General features: G+C 61.8%; 17 protein-coding genes. 9 read left to right on the top strand and 8 right to left on the bottom strand.

Annotated elements, in window-relative coordinates; all coding sequences use genetic code 11:
• Positions 1 to 448 precede the first annotated feature (448 nt).
• The 3 genes from AC3RCM_RS06475 to rimO all read left to right on the top strand — a co-directional run bounded on the left by AC3RCM_RS06475 (position 449) and on the right by rimO (position 2582).
• Positions 449 to 763: a hypothetical protein gene (locus tag AC3RCM_RS06475; protein WP_049587984.1), complete on the top strand. Its 315-nt coding sequence runs from the start codon at positions 449 to 451 to the stop codon at positions 761 to 763.
• Positions 763 to 1050, top strand: a complete 288-nt coding sequence (locus tag AC3RCM_RS06470) for a helix-turn-helix domain-containing protein (protein WP_049587986.1) — start codon at positions 763 to 765, stop codon at positions 1048 to 1050. The genes AC3RCM_RS06475 and AC3RCM_RS06470 overlap by 1 nt, the downstream gene beginning before the upstream one ends.
• A gap of 200 nt (positions 1051 to 1250) precedes the next feature.
• Positions 1251 to 2582, top strand: a complete 1332-nt coding sequence (gene rimO, locus AC3RCM_RS06465) for a 30S ribosomal protein S12 methylthiotransferase RimO (protein ID WP_129933765.1) — start codon at positions 1251 to 1253, stop codon at positions 2580 to 2582.
• Between the two features lie 71 nt (positions 2583 to 2653).
• Here the strand turns inward: rimO and AC3RCM_RS06460 are convergent, their stop codons facing one another.
• The 4 genes from AC3RCM_RS06460 to AC3RCM_RS06445 all read right to left on the bottom strand — a co-directional run bounded on the left by AC3RCM_RS06460 (position 2654) and on the right by AC3RCM_RS06445 (position 6749).
• Positions 2654 to 3403, bottom strand: coding sequence for a hypothetical protein (locus AC3RCM_RS06460; protein ID WP_336088579.1), 750 nt, complete (start codon positions 3401 to 3403; stop codon positions 2654 to 2656).
• Positions 3404 to 3457: 54 nt separating this feature from the next.
• The gene (locus tag AC3RCM_RS06455) at positions 3458 to 5149 is read right to left on the bottom strand and encodes a DUF5666 domain-containing protein (RefSeq protein WP_492629439.1); all 1692 of its coding nucleotides are present in this window, start codon (positions 5147 to 5149) and stop codon (positions 3458 to 3460) included.
• Positions 5146 to 5991 (bottom strand): DUF6502 family protein, encoded by an 846-nt coding sequence (locus AC3RCM_RS06450; protein WP_104886575.1) that lies wholly within the window; start codon positions 5989 to 5991, stop codon positions 5146 to 5148. The genes AC3RCM_RS06455 and AC3RCM_RS06450 overlap by 4 nt, the downstream gene beginning before the upstream one ends.
• A gap of 191 nt (positions 5992 to 6182) precedes the next feature.
• A complete protein-coding gene (locus tag AC3RCM_RS06445; protein ID WP_492629438.1) occupies positions 6183 to 6749 on the bottom strand; it encodes a hypothetical protein in 567 nt (188 codons plus the stop codon).
• A 294-nt stretch (positions 6750 to 7043) separates the two neighbouring features.
• Between AC3RCM_RS06445 and AC3RCM_RS06440 the strand changes: the two genes are divergently transcribed.
• The 4 genes from AC3RCM_RS06440 (at position 7044) to tsaA (ending at position 9539) form a co-directional block, all read left to right on the top strand.
• Positions 7044 to 7499, top strand: a complete 456-nt coding sequence (locus AC3RCM_RS06440) for a GNAT family N-acetyltransferase (RefSeq protein WP_014755577.1) — start codon at positions 7044 to 7046, stop codon at positions 7497 to 7499.
• Between the two features lie 119 nt (positions 7500 to 7618).
• Positions 7619 to 8329: an rRNA pseudouridine synthase gene (locus AC3RCM_RS06435; RefSeq protein WP_010952344.1), complete on the top strand. Its 711-nt coding sequence runs from the start codon at positions 7619 to 7621 to the stop codon at positions 8327 to 8329.
• Between the two features lie 49 nt (positions 8330 to 8378).
• Entirely contained in the window at positions 8379 to 8840 is a 462-nt protein-coding gene (locus AC3RCM_RS06430) for a YehS family protein (protein ID WP_010952343.1), read from the top strand.
• Between the two features lie 6 nt (positions 8841 to 8846).
• Positions 8847 to 9539, top strand: coding sequence for a tRNA (N6-threonylcarbamoyladenosine(37)-N6)-methyltransferase TrmO (gene tsaA, locus AC3RCM_RS06425; RefSeq protein WP_064491547.1), 693 nt, complete (start codon positions 8847 to 8849; stop codon positions 9537 to 9539).
• Between the two features lie 148 nt (positions 9540 to 9687).
• Here tsaA and AC3RCM_RS06420 read toward each other — a convergent pair whose 3' ends face one another.
• The 4 genes from AC3RCM_RS06420 to AC3RCM_RS06405 form a co-directional block, all read right to left on the bottom strand.
• Complete coding sequence (locus tag AC3RCM_RS06420) at positions 9688 to 11010, bottom strand: dicarboxylate/amino acid:cation symporter (protein ID WP_010952341.1); 1323 nt, start codon at positions 11008 to 11010, stop codon at positions 9688 to 9690.
• A gap of 351 nt (positions 11011 to 11361) precedes the next feature.
• Positions 11362 to 12708 carry an ATP-binding protein gene (locus AC3RCM_RS06415; RefSeq protein WP_064491548.1) on the bottom strand — a complete coding sequence of 449 codons (1347 nt, stop codon included), beginning with the start codon at positions 12706 to 12708 and terminating at the stop codon, positions 11362 to 11364.
• Positions 12705 to 13382 carry a response regulator gene (locus tag AC3RCM_RS06410; RefSeq protein ID WP_010952339.1) on the bottom strand — a complete coding sequence of 226 codons (678 nt, stop codon included), beginning with the start codon at positions 13380 to 13382 and terminating at the stop codon, positions 12705 to 12707. The genes AC3RCM_RS06415 and AC3RCM_RS06410 overlap by 4 nt, the downstream gene beginning before the upstream one ends.
• 196 nt (positions 13383 to 13578) lie before the next feature.
• Positions 13579 to 14184: an outer membrane beta-barrel protein gene (locus AC3RCM_RS06405; protein WP_010952338.1), complete on the bottom strand. Its 606-nt coding sequence runs from the start codon at positions 14182 to 14184 to the stop codon at positions 13579 to 13581.
• Between the two features lie 129 nt (positions 14185 to 14313).
• Between AC3RCM_RS06405 and AC3RCM_RS06400 the strand changes: the two genes are divergently transcribed.
• Both AC3RCM_RS06400 and AC3RCM_RS06395 read left to right on the top strand, forming a co-directional pair.
• On the top strand, positions 14314 to 15105 hold the full coding sequence (locus tag AC3RCM_RS06400) for a dienelactone hydrolase family protein (RefSeq protein ID WP_004576834.1): 792 nt from the start codon (positions 14314 to 14316) through the stop codon (positions 15103 to 15105).
• Positions 15106 to 15352: 247 nt separating this feature from the next.
• Positions 15353 to 16054: a 4'-phosphopantetheinyl transferase family protein gene (locus tag AC3RCM_RS06395; protein ID WP_064491549.1), complete on the top strand. Its 702-nt coding sequence runs from the start codon at positions 15353 to 15355 to the stop codon at positions 16052 to 16054.
• Positions 16055 to 16056 lie beyond the last annotated feature (2 nt).

Here is a 16056-nt window from a genome sequence, read left to right as displayed (position 1 = left end):
CGACCACTCCCGCAAACGGCCTTCACGGCCCTTGGTAATCACTCTGCCACCAGGCCCTGGAAGGTACCCCGGCACAACGGCGCGAAGCATAGCGCAGCGTTCGTCGTATTTCTGCTGGTCAAGCGCCCTTGCGCTCGCTAGAATTGCGCACTTTTTGATCAGAGGCGCCAAAAGCGCCCGTCAAGTTCGCCCCCGATTCCGGCCGGGCGACCTGCATTCAATACCGAGGTTAGTCATGCCCACCACACCCGCCACCCCCAAGGCAGGTTTCGGTTTGGAAGGCCTGGATTGCCCTGATGACTCTCAATCCATACTTGAACGTTGATCTCACCCTATACCGCTCATCCCCTGATCAAGAAGAATCACACGCTGACACAAGCGTCACCTTGTACAACGTAGATGAGCGCCCTATCATCCAGCTACGCCATTGACGCATAGCAGGGACTGCATGATCTTCATCGAGACCCCAGTATTCACCTCCGATCTCAAGGAGCACCTGGATGATGAAGAATACCGGGCTTTGCAGGCCTATCTGGCCGAGCATCCCGAAGCCGGTTCTCTCCTGGAGGAAACCGGCGGCCTCAGAAAGATCCGCTGGGCAGCCAAGGGCAAGGGCAAGAGTGGGGGTGTACGAGTGATCTACTACCACGTCACTGCAGCCCACCAGATCCGTATGATTCTGATCTATCGCAAGGGCATCGTAGATACCTTGACAAGCAGTCAGAAAGCGCAGCTTCGCGCACTAAACAAAGGGTGGAAATAATGGAAAAGCATCTCTTCGATCGTCTTGTGGAAAGCATGACTCAGATGGATGAGATCGATCGCGGTGAGCGTCAGCCCTCGCGTGAGTTCCACGTAGACGCACTTCAAGTCAAAAAGATTCGTCAAGCCACTGGCCTTTCCCAGGCTGCGTTTGCCAAACGTATCGATGTCGCAGTAGGAACTCTACGAAATTGGGAACAGGGCCGTCGCGAACCTGAAGGACCAGCTCGTGCCTTGCTTCGAGCGATTCATAACGATCCCGAACATGTACTTGCGGCCTTGAGCTAAGTACACGAAAGCCACCAGGCCCTTGAAGGTACCCCGGCACAACGGCGCGAAGCACAGCGCAGCGTTAGTCGTATTTCTGCTGGTCAAGCGCCCTTGCGCTCGCTAGAATTGCGCACTTTTTGATCAGAGGCGCCAAAAGCGCCCGTCAAGTTCGCCCCCGATTCCGGCCGGGCGACCTGCATTCAATACCGAGGTTAGTCATGTCCACCACGCCCGCCACCCCCAAGGTAGGTTTCGTAAGCCTGGGTTGCCCAAAAGCCCTGGTCGACTCCGAGCGCATCCTGACCCAGCTGCGCATGGAAGGCTATGAAGTCGTACCCACCTACGAGGACGCCGACGTGGTGGTGGTCAACACCTGCGGCTTCATCGACAGCGCCAAGGCCGAATCGCTGGAAGTGATCGGCGAAGCCATCAAGGAAAACGGCAAGGTGATCGTCACCGGCTGCATGGGCGTCGAAGAAGGCAGCATCCGTGACGTGCACCCAAGCGTGCTGTCGGTCACTGGCCCGCAGCAGTACGAGCAGGTAGTCAACGCCGTTCACGAAGTGGTGCCGCCGCGTCAGGACCACAACCCGCTGATCGACCTGGTGCCGCCACAGGGCGTCAAGCTGACCCCGCGCCACTATGCCTACCTGAAGATCTCCGAAGGCTGCAACCACAGCTGCAGCTTCTGCATCATCCCGTCGATGCGCGGCAAGCTGGTCAGCCGCCCGGTGGGTGAAGTGCTGAGCGAGGCCGAGCGCCTGGTCAAGGCCGGGGTCAAGGAAATCCTGGTGATTTCCCAGGACACCAGCGCCTACGGCGTCGACGTCAAGTACAAGACCGACTTCTGGAACGGCCGCCCGGTCAAGACCCGCATGCTCGAGCTGTGCGAAGCACTGAGCAGCCTGGGCGCCTGGGTACGCCTGCACTATGTGTACCCTTACCCGAACGTTGACGACGTGATCCCGCTGATGGCTGCCGGCAAGATCCTGCCGTACCTGGACATCCCGTTCCAGCACGCCAGCCCGAAAGTGCTCAAGTCGATGAAGCGCCCGGCCTTCGAAGACCGCACCCTGGCACGCATCAAGAACTGGCGCGAGCAGTGCCCTGAGCTGGTGATCCGCTCCACCTTCATCGTCGGCTTCCCGGGCGAGACCGAGGAAGACTTCCAGTACCTGCTGGACTGGCTGACCGAAGCCCAGCTCGACCGCGTGGGCTGCTTCCAGTACTCGCCGGTAGAAGGCGCCCCGGCCAACGACCTGGGCCTGGAAGAAGTACCGGACGACGTCAAGCAAGAGCGCTGGGACCGCTTCATGGCCCACCAGCAGGCCATCAGTGCTGCCCGCCTGCAATTGCGCATCGGCAAGGAAATCGACGTGCTGATCGACGAAGTCGAAGAACAAGGTTCGGTTGGCCGCAGCTTCTTCGATGCACCGGAAATCGACGGCAGCGTGTTCATCGATGGCGACCATGGTTTCAAGCCAGGCGACAAAGTGCGTTGCCGTGTGGTGGATGCCGACGAGTACGACATGTGGGCTGAACCCGTCTAAACCGGCTGAAGCCTGCAAAGCCCCTGCCCCGGCGTTCTCCATAGGGAATGACCGGCGCAGGGGCTTTTTTGTCAGAACGTGTGGAACAGCATCAGGCCGCCCTCGGCATCCGGGCTGGCATCCGAGAAGCCTTTGACTGCATAGAGTTGGACTTTCCACTGCTGGCTGAGCTTGTGGGTGAGGAACAGGGTAAGCTCCTTGATCTGCGCCCCGGTCGAGACCACTTTCTGCCGCCAATCGTAGGAGGCGCCGGCCGAAGTACCGACCGCCACCGGCAGGGCAAAGCCGAGACTGGCAAATACCGGGTCATCGAAGTCGCTATCGGGCGGGTCACCGAACTTCTTCCAACCCAGTGTCGCGAAACCGGTGACCGGGCCAAAGCCCTTGGCTATGTCGACCTGGGTGGTGTAGTCGTACTGGCCGGTGCCCAGGCACTGGTCTTCATCAGCGGTAGGGAATTTGACCTTGCCGATCAGGTCCAGCATCAGGCCGCCGTCACTACCATCGAGCAGTGCATAGGCGACGCTGGCAACCGTGTCACCCAACCCGCTTTCCACGTCTCGGCAACCACCGGGCAAGGGGTCACCATTGGGGCCGACTTCGGGGTTGGTGATACGCAACCAAGGCACGGTAACCTTGTAGGTCATGGGGCCGCTCTCATACTTGCCGACTACCGGCACATACCAGATTTCCGAAGTGGTGCCGGTACCATAGTCGCCACTTGAATAATCCATGCCAATGGCGGCACTGAAGGTATCGGCCAGCGCCGACACGCAGGTGCACGAGAGCAAACAGGCGAAAAGAGGGAGCGTGGGTCTCATTTGCAACTCAGTACTCTTTCGGGAGGCATGGCCAGACTTACCCAGCCTAGTTGGCTAACGCCCGGATCGCTCTGGATGCTCGACTTTTTCCACCGTCTCTGCCTTTTCCGGCCTCTCCACCTTTTCAACTTTCTCTGGTAACTCCAGCTTTTCGACCTTTTCGACCCGTTCAGGCTTTTCTACTTTTTCTACTTTCTCGACTTTCTCGGGCTTCTCGACCTTCTCGACCTTCTCGACCTTCTCGACCTTCTCGACCTTCTCGGGCTTCTCGACTTTCTCGACTTTCTCGACTTTCTCGACTTTCTCGACCTTCTCGACCTTCTCGATCTTGTCTACTTTTTCGACCTTTCCGGTGTTTTCGACTTCGACCTTCTCAACCCGATCGGAGCTTCCACTGTTACTGCGCGTCGATTGCTCCAATGCGTCGAGGTGTACCGACTTTCCCGACTTGTCACCGCTGCCATGGTCACTCGAGCCGTCAACGGCACTGCGCCCACTGTGATCATCACTGTTTTCATCGCGACCGTTGGCCCCATCGCTTGCGCCATGACCGCTGCTGGAGCCGCCGGAGCTGCTTCCGTCATGCTCACCACCGTGCCCCGACTGGCTTCTGTCAGTATTGTCGACACGGTCGTCCTGGAATTCCACGCGGGTTGCCCGCAGCTCGTGAGTTCCATTGAGCACCCCGCTCACCCGCACACGTTGATCAAGCGCCAACGCCGCTGGCTGCCGGCCGACAATTACGGTGCCCTGCCCCAATGTCACATTGAGACCTGCAACCACCAACTGCCGAGCTTGTGTGCGCTGTACCAGCCCTTCAACCACCGCCTGCTGGACACGACCAGCAAAAGGCAGGCTCGGGTCTGGACGGGTTTGCGCCACTTCAAGCTGGCGCCCGGTCCACTGGCCGCGCACCAGCACCTCACGAGCAGGCGCCACACGGGTACCCAACTTCAACCCCTGAAGGCTGCCAGTGCGATCAACCGCGCCGATGGCGCTGGCCTCCCTCAACCCCGGTGCCCGTTCGATACGGGTCGCCACGACTTCTCCCCGGGCATCGCGCAGGCCGCTGACCCTCACGGGCTCACCCGGGCGCAGCCCTTCAGCCACCCGCGCGCCAGCGGCCAGCCGCACGGGTTGCCCCATGACCCGCAGCGGGGCCGAGGCATTGGGCAGCGCCGTCAACGGCCCTTCGAAGACGTTGAGGATCGAAATGCGCCCCGCTTGCAGGCCGCGCTGGGTGGCGAATGCCTCCACCGCCACCACCTGCCCGATCGCCAGGTGACCACTGCTGGCAGGCGCACCGTTCTGACTCACCGGTACGTCCTTGCCATAGTGCACTTCCATGCCATTGACGCAGATCGAGGCGAAGCCGGTGATGGTACCGACGATGCCTGTACCCCCAGTACCACCCGGGCGCAGGATCGGCGTACCGGTACCACCTCCCCCCCCGTGGCGCTGATCAAAGTAGGTGCCGTCCACACCCTCCGCCACCGCGCCCGTGCCGCCTGTACCACCCGGGCGTTGCTGGACTGGGGCACCGGTGCCACCGACGCCGCCATTTTCATTGCGCACACCGGTGCCGCCCATACCGCCGGGAAACTGCAGGCCTGCGGCACCGGCCATACCCATCTCGTCACGGCTGACACACACCGGCGCTGCGGCCACCTCGGCCGGGGCCATCAGGTTCCCCCCGAAAACCAGGGCAAACATGACAGCACTGAGGTAGCGCACAAGAAGTGTCATGGGCCGGGTGTCTTCGACGGATCGGAATCGGTAGCTTCAGTGTAGAAATAAAGCCCGACAGTGATGCGCTGACGTTGTTCGATACCGGGCTCATCAGCACTCTCCAACGCTGCTGCAAGCCGGCTGAAGGCAAGTAGTGTCTGCATGCCATCTTTGGCCACCACATCTCGCAAATGCTCGACGCTGGCCGGGCTCAAGGCATCGTAGTGCACGCTACGCTCAAAAAATGGCGGGCCTTCGCCGCTGACGTTGTGCACCGCCGCACAGGCATGGTCATGCAGGTTGTGGCCGAAGTACGCAGCCTTTTCATCAAAACCCTTCTGTGGCACGAATGCATGGGCTTCCAGGTGCACGCAATCCTGCTCATCGAGCCGCACGACGCCCAGGCGCAACCATTCGTCCAGCACCACCCGGCCGCGAATATCGGTGCTGACCTTGGCGACCAGGGCGTCGAATGAGCAATCGCCACCCACACTGGCTAGCCGCGCAAGCGCCCTCGCCTGGCCGGGTGCCGAGCAGAATGGTGGGGTGTTGGTCCATACATTGACCAACTGTGCACCTAGCGTGATGTTATCCGGCAGGGCCGCAATTGCAGTGTCACCCTCATTACGCAGCCGCCGGACATCTTTACGATGTACGCCGGTAAGCAGGCTGATGCGGCTATCGGTTGGCGCGGTGTCGTTCAGGCGAAACTCGCGATGGGCCACATCGACGAACACCTCCTTGAGCAGGTCGGTGAACATCGTGTAGGTAACCCCTTTGCGCAGCATCAGGCGCACCAGCGGGCGCATCACACGCCGCAGCGCACTCAGCATCGACGGGGGTAAGACAGGCGATTGCATCGAGGGCATTCCTTGACAGAGGCACCCAGTATAAGACGCGGGAATTAATCCCACGCAAACCGCAATCATATCCCGGCATGGACGAGGAAAAAGCTGTCAGCACTCATTGGAAATGACGTGATAAAGGCAAGACAGGCCAGAACCTGCTCATACAAAACCCGTCCGCTGGGTTTTGTATGGGCCACCTCGGGTCAGCGCCAATCAGCTTCTGCTGTTGTCATCCCCGGCCTCGCCGCCGGCATGAACACCGTGGTCATCACCCGGTTCGCCACCCACATGGTTGCCGTGATCGTCACCAGGTTCACCACCAACATGATTGCCGTGATCATCGCCAGGCTCACCGCCGACATGATTACCATGATCATCCCCGGGTTCCCCACCCGCGTGATTGCCATGATCGTCACCCGCTTCAGCATGGTTACTGCTGCGCCCAGCGTTCGAATTACCGTCGTGGCCACTGCCGCTGTTGCCGGCATGGCCACCACCGTCACCGCCGCTGCCGTGGCCACCACTTCCGCTTCCGCTACCATGGCCACCGCCGCCACCACTTCCACCACCACCGTGGCCACCGCCACCGCCGCTTCCACCGCCACCGTGGCCACCGCCGCCGCCACTTCCACCGCCACCGTGGCCACCGCCGCCGCCACTTCCACCGCCACCGTGGCCACCGCCGCCGCCACTTCCACCGCCACCGTGGCCACCGCCGCCACCGCCACCGCCACCGCCACCGCCATCTTTAGCGTAGGCACTGAAGCCATGAGAAATCGAGTCAGGGATCAAGGCAATGGACATCGACAACACGCCAGCTACAGCAGCCGCGAGTAAAGCCTTCTTGAAAAGCAGGTGGATTTGCATAGTCCGTCTCCAGGTCTTCGCCACGAGAACGCTAAATCAGTCAGTAATCTTGCTTCAGATTGAACTTATACTTACGTGGGATTTTTTCCCACGCTTAATTAATAGACCGTCACTCCCCAGGTCTCAAGCGCCAAGCGAACCAGCCGACCGGTGGTTGGCCTGCTATGTTTTCCCTATCGCCCCAGAGGAACACCGGCATGGCTGCGCTACTGACGCTGCAAACCCCGCGCTTGTGCGACTACAGCGAGCTGGTACAGGTGTGGGAGGATTCAGTACGCGCCACCCACGACTTTCTGCCAGAGGGCTATATCCTGCTACTGCGCGAACATGTGCTGCGCCGCTACCTCGACGCAGTGATGCTGATCTGCTGCAAGGACCGCCAGCGCATCTGTGGCTTCGCCGGTGTCGCCAACGGGCGGGTGGACATGCTGTTCGTCGCACCTGGCTACCGCGGCCAAGGGGTAGGCAAGCGCCTGCTGCGCTATGCCATCAGTGAGCTGAATGCCGAGTACCTTGACGTCAACGAGCAGAACCCGAAAGCGCTGGGCTTCTACCTGCATGAAGGTTTCGAGGTCATCGGCCGTTCGGAAACCGACGGCCTGGGCCAGCCCTATCCTCTGCTGCACATGAGGCTGATGCGCACAGTGCCTTGAGGCGGCGCCTGAATGTGCCGCGCTATGTGTCCAAAATGGCGCATCTGACACAGATTCCCATCATCTACCGCTTGCAGGCAGGTACAATGGAGGCCTTTCCCTGCCTTGCGAATTGCCCCATGTCCGAACCCGTCCGCCTGTCCAAACGCCTCATCGAGCAGCTCGGCTGCTCCCGCCGCGAGGCCGAGCAGTACATTGAAGGAGGCTGGGTAACGGTCGATGGCGTGGTGGTCGAGCAGCCGCAGTTCAAGGTCGAGCAGCAGCGCGTCGAGCTGCTGCCAGGTGCCCGTGCCGAAACCCTGGAGCCAGTGACCCTGCTGCTGAACCAGCCAGCCGGCATGGACAGTGAAGATGCCCGCGCCAGCATGAACATGGGCAGCCTCAGCGAAGCCCACCGCGAAGGCGTGCGCGCCCTGCACGGGCATTTTGCCCGGCAGGCCTGCGTGGCACCGCTGGAGCGTGGCGCCAGCGGCCTGCAGGTGTTTACCCAGGACTGGCGGGTATCCCGCAAGATCGAGGCCGACCTGCGTCGCCTGGAGCAGGAGTTCATCATTGAAGTGCGCGGCGAAACCACCCCCCAGGCGCTGGAACGCCTGGCGCGTGGGGCCATGCGCAATGACCGCGAGTTGCCCAAGGCCAAGGCCAGCTGGCAGAACGAGACACACCTGCGCATGGTGTTGAAAAACCCACAACCAGGGCAGATTTCCGAGCTATGCGCCTACCTGCGCCTGGAGCTTTTAGGCATGCGACGCATTCGCCTGGGTGGTGTGTCGATGGGCAAGCTGCCCTTGGGCCAATGGCGTTACCTGGCTACCTCCGAACGTTTCTAAGCAATACGCCGCGCTGGAATGCGCGGCACCTGAACAGGATTCTGCTGCAATGAACCACAACGACGTCCTGCGCAGCCTGCGCTACATGCTCAAGGTGAACGACGCCAAGATGGCCGAAATCATCGGGCTCTCTGGCCTCGAAGTGCATCCTCTGGTGCTGGCCACCTACCTGAAAAAAGAAGAAGAGGAAGGCTTCGTGCGCTGCCCGGAACGGGTGATGGCGCACTTCCTTGACGGCCTGGTGATCTACCGCCGTGGCAAAGACGAGAGCCGCCCGCAGCAGCCGATCGAGCTGCCGGTAACCAACAACCTGATCCTCAAGAAGCTGCGTGTGGCCTTTGAGCTCAAGGAGGACGACCTGCACGCGATTCTCAAGTCGGTCAACTTCCCGGTCAGCAAACCGGAGCTCAGCGCGCTGTTCCGCAAGGCTGGCCACGACAACTACCGCCCGTGTGGCGACCAGTTGATGCGCAACTTCCTCAAGGGCCTGACCCTGCGCGTGCGCGGCTGAGTGGCCATGCAGCATACGGTTGTCCCGGTCGGCATCGTCCACTCCTGTTTCAAGGAAAAGTTCGCCATTCCGCGCCAGCCGCAGCTGGCGCCTGCCGCCCGTGGCGTACTCGAACTGTTGCCGCCGTTCGATCAAGGTGACGCGGTCGAGGGCCTGGAACAGGTCAGCCATGTCTGGCTGCTGTTCCTGTTCCACCAGGCCCTGGAAGAAAAGCCGCGTCTGAAAGTGCGGCCTCCGCGTCTGGGCGGCAACAAGAGCATGGGGGTGTTCGCCACCCGCGCCACCCACCGGCCCAACGGCATCGGCCAGTCGGTGGTACGCCTGGAGGGCGTGGAGCCCGGGCGCCTGCTGCTGTCCGGGATCGACCTGCTCGACGGCACGCCGGTGCTGGACATCAAGCCGTATGTGCCCTATGCCGACAGCGTCGCTGGCGCCAGCAACCAGATGGCCAACGCAGCGCCTGTGGCAATTGCCGTGCAGTGGGCGGACAACGCCTTGCTCCAGGCCCGCGAGCATGCGCTGCGTTTGAATGAGCCGCTGGTGCAACTGATCGAGCAATGCCTGGCGCAGGACCCACGGCCGGCCTACCAGATACCACCGTCCGAGCGGGTGTACGGGGTGAAGTTCTGGGATGTGCAAGTAAGGTGGCATTACCCGCAGCCGGACGTCATCCGGGTGTTGGAAGTGGTACTGGGCTGAGGGCCACGGGCTTCGCCCGTGTTCGCGGGCAAGCCCGCTCCCACAGTCCAATCGCGCCAGCTTTTCGAAATTGAGCAAGGCCCACACAAGGGACCGCGCTAACACGAAAAAGGCGACCTTTGGTCGCCTTTCTCATTTCAACCAGCTATCAACGAGCCGGGCCTTCAGCCACGCCCAGGTCGTCCGTCGGGCGGGTATCGATCAGCGGAGCACCACCGGAGTCCAGTTCCGAAGCCAGCTTGTCGTTGTCCATTTCCTTGACCCACTTGGCCACTACCACGGTGGCAACGGCGTTGCCCACCAGGTTGGTCAGGGCGCGGGCTTCGGACATGAAGCGGTCGATGCCGAGGATCAGCGCCAGGCCGGCAACCGGCAGGTGGCCAACAGCCGACAGGGTCGCGGCCAGCACGATGAAGCCCGACCCGGTAACGCCGGCAGCCCCCTTGGAAGCCACCAGCAGCACCAGCAGCAGGGTGATCTGGTGAGTGATGTCCATGGTGGTGTCAGTGGCCTGAGCGATGAACACCGCAGCCATGGTCAGGTAGATCGAGGTACCGTCCAGGTTGAACGAGTAGCCAGTCGGGATAACCAGGCCCACTACCGATTTCTTGGCACCCAGGCGCTCCATCTTGGCCAGCATGCGTGGCAGGGCCGACTCCGAGGACGAAGTACCCAGCACGATCAGCAGTTCTTCACGAATGTAGCGGATCAGCTTGATCACGCTGAAGCCGTGGGCACGGCAGATACCGCCCAGCACCACCAGCACGAACAGCAGGCAGGTGATGTAGAAGCAGGCCATCAGGTAGCCCAACTGCACCAGCGAGCCGACACCGTACTGGCCAATGGTGAAGGCCATGGCGCCGAAAGCGCCGATCGGGGCCAGCTTCATGATCATGTTGATGATGTTGAACATGACGTGGGCGAAGCGGTCGATCATGTCCAGTACCGGCTTGCCGTAGCTGCCCAGGCGGTGCAGGGCGAAGCCGAACAGTACCGAGAACATCAGCACTTGCAGGATGTCGCCGTTGGCGAAGGCGCCGACGACCGTATTGGGAATGACGTTAAGCAGGAAGCCGACGGTCGTCTGCTGCGCGCCGGCGGCGGCGTAGGCAGCCACGCTGCTGGCGTTCAGGGTGCTGACGTCGATGTGCATGCCAGCGCCTGGCTTGACCACGTTGACGACGACGAGGCCGATGATCAGGGCGATGGTGGAGACGATTTCAAAGTACAGCAACGCGTAGCCGCCGGTTTTGCCGACCGACTTCATGCTCTGCATGCCGGCAATGCCGCTGACCACGGTACAGAAGATGATCGGGGCGATGACCATCTTGATCAGTTTGACGAAGCCGTCACCCAGGGGTTTGAGGGCAACGCCCGTTTCCGGGTAGTAGTGGCCGAGCAGGATACCGATGGTGATGGCGACCAACACCTGGACATACAGGGATTTGTACAGCGGCTGACGTGTCGTCATGGCTAATTTTCCTCAAGTGTGCCGGTTCACCCTTCCCAGGGTGATGGGGGCACCTGAATCGCTAACCCTCCTGCACTTGGAGGGATTTGTCGTTGTGTTCGAGCTGCCTGGGCAGGCCTCTGCGAGGATCAATAGCAAGGGTGGTGCCAAAATGCCCATGAAGGGTGCAAGGTCCGTATTTGCTGGGGATAAATGCCCAACGACAGGGCGATACTCCCGGGACGGATTGGCGGATTTCCGCCCGATGGCGGAATTTGTACAAGGAGGAATGGCGGAAATCCGCCCTTTGTGGATTGCCTGTGCCGGCCCATTCGCGGATTGACCTGCGAACGGGCTGGTACAGGCTACGAATCAATCCAGGTGGAAGGTGATCCTGAACGCAGCGCCCCCCAGCGGCGAATCGCCAAGGCTCAGCTCGGCGTCATAGCTGTCGACGATATCCTTGACCACTGCCAAGCCGATGCCCTGCCCCGGGTGCTGGCTGTCCAGCCGCTCCCCACGCTCCAGAATGCGTTCACGCTGGTCGACGGGCACGCCCGGCCCGTCGTCTTCGATGCACAAGGTCAGATACCCCGGCGCCTTCACCAGGCTCACCCGCACTTGGCCCAGGCTCAGCCGGTAGGCGTTCTCCAGCAGGTTGCCGAGCATTTCCAACAATGCGCCCTGCTCCATCGGTACCTGCGCCGCGTCCGGCAACTCCAGCACCACGTCCACACGTTTTTCCCGGTAAACCTTGGCCAAGGTGCTGCACAGGCTGTCGAGCATCGGCCGCAGCAATACGCTGTGGCGGACCAGGCCACTCTTGCGCAGGCTGGCGCGTTGCAGCTGGTAGTCGATCTGCTGGCTCATGCGCTCGATCTGGCTTTGCAGCACCCGCGCCTGCTCGCGCTCGCCGCTGCGTTGCTGCAAGCTTTCACCCACACCCTGCAACACCGCCAGCGGCGTCTTCAGGCTGTGCGCCAGGTCGTCCAGCGAATCACGGTAGCGCGTGCGCTGCTCACGCTCACTGCGCAACAGACGGTTGAGCGAGCGGGTCAGGCGCAGCAACTCGCGTGGGTGCTCGCCGCTCAGGCCGTCACGTGCACCGGATTCCACTTCATCCAGTTCGTGGCTGAGGCGTCGCAACGAGCGCAGCCCCCAGGTCAGGCCTGCCCACAACAACACCATGAGCGCCAGCAATGCAGCGCCGAACCCCAGGTAGAGCTTTTCGCGCAGGCCATTGAGGGTGGCCTTGTACTCGCTCACGGGCTGCAGAGCGACAATGCTGTAGGCGGCGCTCTGCCCGCCCAGCAGCTTTATCTCGACGTCGTACACGAAGAACTCTTCGCCATCGGACTGGTGAATGCGGTCGAACTCGTTGCCGCGCCCGTCATAGCGCGGCTGGTAGTTGATGTGCCGGTCGGCGGTGGCACGCGACTGCCAGACCAGTTTGCCGTCGCGGTCAAAGATATAACCGAGCAGGCCTGTGTAGGGCAGGTTGTAGCGCTCGTCCGGCAGCAGCGTCGGCATCTGCAGCTGGCCATGCTCGATACGCGCAGCGGAAATCAGCGTGGTCACATCCGAGGCCAGACGCTGCTCGATCGATTCCTGCAGAGCCAGGCTGAAGGCCTTCTGCAAGGCCGGCAGCAGCGCCAGCATGAACAGCAGCGCCAACACTGCGGCGGCCAGCATCAGGCGCACCCGCAGCGAGCGGATCATCGGCAGCGCTCGGTGAACAGGTAGCCCAGGCCGCGCACCGTGTCGATGGGTTTGAAGCCGCGCTCGCCTTCAAGCTTGCGGCGCAGGCGGCCAACCAGCACTTCGATGACATTGGGGTCGCGCTCTTCGTCTCCTGGGTACAACTGCTCCATCAGGCGATCCTTGGCCACCACCTGCTGGTGATGGCGCATGAGGTATTCGAGGATGCGGTATTCGTAGGCGGTCAGGGCCAAGGCTTGTTCGTCGAGGGTGGCCTGCTTGCGGTTGAGGTCAAGCACCAAGGGGCCAGCGGCGATGGTCGACTGGGTGAAACCACTGGAGCGGCGCAACAGGGCATTGAGCCGTGCTTCAAGCTCCTCGAACTGGAACGGCTTGACCAGGTAGTCGTCGGCACCGGCGGCCAGGCCCTCGACCTTGTCTTGCCAGTTGCCACGGGCTGTGAGGATGAGAATGGGGAAGGTCTTGTCCTGGCTGCGCAGCCGCGTGATCAGCTCCAGGCCGCTGATACCGGGCAGGCCCAGATCGATGATGGCAAGGTCGAAATGGTACTGCTCGGCCTGGTACAGCGCCTCTTCGGCATCAGCGACCGCCTCGACCACATGGCCGCTTTCGCCCAAGCGGGTGTAGAGGTGATGGCGAAGCAGGGCTTCGTCCTCGACCACCAGCAGTTTCATGTGCAGCTCCTTATGTGTATTGCCTGTACCGGCCCTTTCGCGGGCACGCCCGCTCCCACAGTAATCGCACAGTCTCTGAAAGCTGTGTAGCACCTGCAGAAACCAAAGGCACTGCACAGGTTCTGAGGTTTGTGCAGCACCTGTGGGAGCGGGCGTGCCCGCGAAGAGGCCAGTACAGGATAACGCGGCTCGTCCGTCAGAACTTGTATGAAGCCGCCAGGTAGGTCTGGGCGCTGCTGGTCAGACGCAGGGTGCCGTCCTTCGGCCCGCCATGTGCGCCCACCTCGGTCGCGGCATTGGTGCGCAGGTAACGGTAGCCCAGTTCGACCGAGGCCTTGTCGGTGATGTCCTGGATCACACCGGCCTGCAAGCCGTAGGCATAACCGTAGTCAGTGTCCCGGCTGGCGCCTGGCGAGTCCTGGGTCAGCTTGGTCACACCCAGGCTGCCACCACCGAACAGCTTGGTGGTATCGCCCACCGGCAGGAACAAGTCGTAGCTGCCAAGCAGGTTTTCCTGGCGCAACTTCAGGCCACTGTGGTCGCCAGAGACGTTGTCATAGGTCATGTAGTAACGGCCCTGGTCGTTGATCTTGCCCAGACGCACACCCCAGGTATCGTCCTTGCCGATGATACCGTCGGCGTTGAGGTGGTCGGTGTTGCGTTGCAGCAGGCCGGACTTGCGGACTTTGTCGCTGGTCTGGCCGTAGGTGAGGCTGGCGAAGTTGTCGTCCGCAGCTTGGGCGGTGGTGATGCCAGCGGCACAGACGGCCATGGCGGCAAGCAGGGTATTGAAGGTTTTCATGGCTGGGTACTCCAGTTGGGTGCGCTGTTTCGGTCTGGAAGCTAGAGTAATCAGGGCACCCTGAACCGCGACTGAACCCTGGCTGAACCCCGGCTGAACGAACCGATAGCAAAACAAGGAGTTGTGAACATGCGAGCCCTGCTGGCCCTGACCCTGATGTGCAGCGCCGCCCTCGCCCAAGCGGCGGTAGTGACCCGTGAAATTCCTTATCAGGACGACGATGGCAACCGCCTCGTCGGCTACTACGCCTACGATGACGCGCTGGACGGCAAACGCCCAGGCATTGTTGTGGTGCATGAATGGTGGGGCCTGAACGACTATGCCAAGCGTCGTGCGAGAGATCTCGCGGCCCTGGGCTACAAGGCACTGGCCATCGACATGTACGGCGATGGCAAGCACACCGAGCACCCGCAGGATGCCCAGGCATTCATGGCCGCAGCGATGAAGGACCCGGCCGCAGCAGCAGCGCGCTTCGACGCGGGCCTGGAGTTGTTGAAAAAGCAGCCGAATGTGAACAAGCATCAACTGGGCGCTGTCGGCTACTGTTTTGGCGGCAAGGTGGTGCTCGATGCCGCACGCCGGGGAGAAAAGCTCGATGGCGTGGTGAGCTTCCATGGCGCATTGGCCACCCAGACCCCGGCAAAACCTGGCGTAGTGCGGGCCGATATCCTGGTCGAGCATGGTGCGGCGGACAGCATGGTCACCCCACAGCAGGTAGAGGCGTTCAAGGCCGAGATGGATGCGGCCAAGGTCAACTACCAGTTCGTCAGTATTGAAGGGGCCAAGCACGGGTTCACCAACCCCGATGCCGATCGGCTGAGCCATGGTGAACATGGTGGGCCGGACATTGGCTATAACAAGGCAGCGGACGAGCGTTCCTGGGCGGATATGCAGGCGTTCTTCAAGAAGGTGTTCAAATAAAAGATTGTGCAATCGTTGTAGGAGCAACTGTCTTGCTCAATTTCTAAAAGCTGGCGCGATCTGTGTGGGAGCGGGCTTGCCCGCGAACACGGGCGAAGCCCGTGCCATCCACCGCGGTGAATTCTTCGCGGGTAAACCCGCTCCCACACCAATCACGCTTTGATCTGCGCCATGTTGTCATGGCTGCGGTAAGTCATCCTGCCACGCCACCTCCCTTAGCGCCTGCACAGCTGGCACAATAGCCGCCATGAACACACTTCCCGCCTGCTGCGCCCCGCTCCGGCACCACTGGCCCCTGCCCCGCCCACTCCCCGGCGCGGTGCTGGTCAGTTGCGCCTTCGACCCTGCCCACCTGGCAACCGACGACTTCCAGCGCGCCGGTATCGTGCCCAGCGCCAGCCTGCAGCGCTCGGTCGCCAAACGCCAGGCCGAGTACCTGGCCGGTCGCGTATGTGCCCGCGCCGCGCTCCAGCACCTGGACGGTCGCGACTACGTGCCCGGCACCCACGAAGACCGCTCGCCCATCTGGCCCGCCGGTATTCATGGCTCGATCACACACGGCAAGGGCTGGGCCGCTGCGGTGGTCGCCGGCGAAAACAGCTGCCAAGGTCTGGGCCTGGATCAGGAAGCCTTGCTGGATGACGAGCGCGCCGAGCGGCTGATGGGTGAAATCCTTCTCCCGGCAGAGCTCGAACGCCTTGACCGCCGCCAGCTTGGGCTTACGGTCACCCTGACGTTCTCGCTGAAGGAAAGCTTGTTCAAGACCCTGTACCCACTGACTCGCCAACGCTTCTACTTCGAACACGCAGAAGTGCTCGACTGGTCCGCGGAAGGGCTGGCGCGCTTGCGCCTGCTCACCGACCTGTCACCGCAGTGGCAGCAAGGCGCAGAGCTGCAAGGCCAGTTCTGCCTGCAGGACGGCCACCTGCTGAGCCTGGTCAGCGTCTGACC

Source organism: Pseudomonas sp. GW823-FHT05G12 (assembly GCF_058795575.1).
Note: the sequence above shows the minus strand (reverse complement) of the source record. Positions and strands in the feature narration are given on the sequence as shown.

Excerpts from the sequence above, each read along its gene's own strand:
- AC3RCM_RS06475 (WP_049587984.1), top strand. The coding sequence starts at position 449 with ATGATCTTCATCGAGACCCCAGTATTCACCTCCGATCTCAAGGAGCAC.
- AC3RCM_RS06470 (WP_049587986.1), top strand. The coding sequence starts at position 763 with ATGGAAAAGCATCTCTTCGATCGTCTTGTGGAAAGCATGACTCAGATG.
- rimO (WP_129933765.1), top strand. The coding sequence starts at position 1,251 with ATGTCCACCACGCCCGCCACCCCCAAGGTAGGTTTCGTAAGCCTGGGT.
- AC3RCM_RS06460 (WP_336088579.1), bottom strand. The coding sequence starts at position 3,403 with ATGAGACCCACGCTCCCTCTTTTCGCCTGTTTGCTCTCGTGCACCTGC.
- AC3RCM_RS06455 (WP_492629439.1), bottom strand. The coding sequence starts at position 5,149 with ATGACACTTCTTGTGCGCTACCTCAGTGCTGTCATGTTTGCCCTGGTT.
- AC3RCM_RS06450 (WP_104886575.1), bottom strand. The coding sequence starts at position 5,991 with ATGCAATCGCCTGTCTTACCCCCGTCGATGCTGAGTGCGCTGCGGCGT.
- AC3RCM_RS06445 (WP_492629438.1), bottom strand. The coding sequence starts at position 6,749 with ATGGCTTCAGTGCCTACGCTAAAGATGGCGGTGGCGGTGGCGGTGGCG.
- AC3RCM_RS06440 (WP_014755577.1), top strand. The coding sequence starts at position 7,044 with ATGGCTGCGCTACTGACGCTGCAAACCCCGCGCTTGTGCGACTACAGC.
- AC3RCM_RS06435 (WP_010952344.1), top strand. The coding sequence starts at position 7,619 with ATGTCCGAACCCGTCCGCCTGTCCAAACGCCTCATCGAGCAGCTCGGC.
- AC3RCM_RS06430 (WP_010952343.1), top strand. The coding sequence starts at position 8,379 with ATGAACCACAACGACGTCCTGCGCAGCCTGCGCTACATGCTCAAGGTG.
- tsaA (WP_064491547.1), top strand. The coding sequence starts at position 8,847 with ATGCAGCATACGGTTGTCCCGGTCGGCATCGTCCACTCCTGTTTCAAG.
- AC3RCM_RS06420 (WP_010952341.1), bottom strand. The coding sequence starts at position 11,010 with ATGACGACACGTCAGCCGCTGTACAAATCCCTGTATGTCCAGGTGTTG.
- AC3RCM_RS06415 (WP_064491548.1), bottom strand. The coding sequence starts at position 12,708 with ATGATCCGCTCGCTGCGGGTGCGCCTGATGCTGGCCGCCGCAGTGTTG.
- AC3RCM_RS06410 (WP_010952339.1), bottom strand. The coding sequence starts at position 13,382 with ATGAAACTGCTGGTGGTCGAGGACGAAGCCCTGCTTCGCCATCACCTC.
- AC3RCM_RS06405 (WP_010952338.1), bottom strand. The coding sequence starts at position 14,184 with ATGAAAACCTTCAATACCCTGCTTGCCGCCATGGCCGTCTGTGCCGCT.
- AC3RCM_RS06400 (WP_004576834.1), top strand. The coding sequence starts at position 14,314 with ATGCGAGCCCTGCTGGCCCTGACCCTGATGTGCAGCGCCGCCCTCGCC.
- AC3RCM_RS06395 (WP_064491549.1), top strand. The coding sequence starts at position 15,353 with ATGAACACACTTCCCGCCTGCTGCGCCCCGCTCCGGCACCACTGGCCC.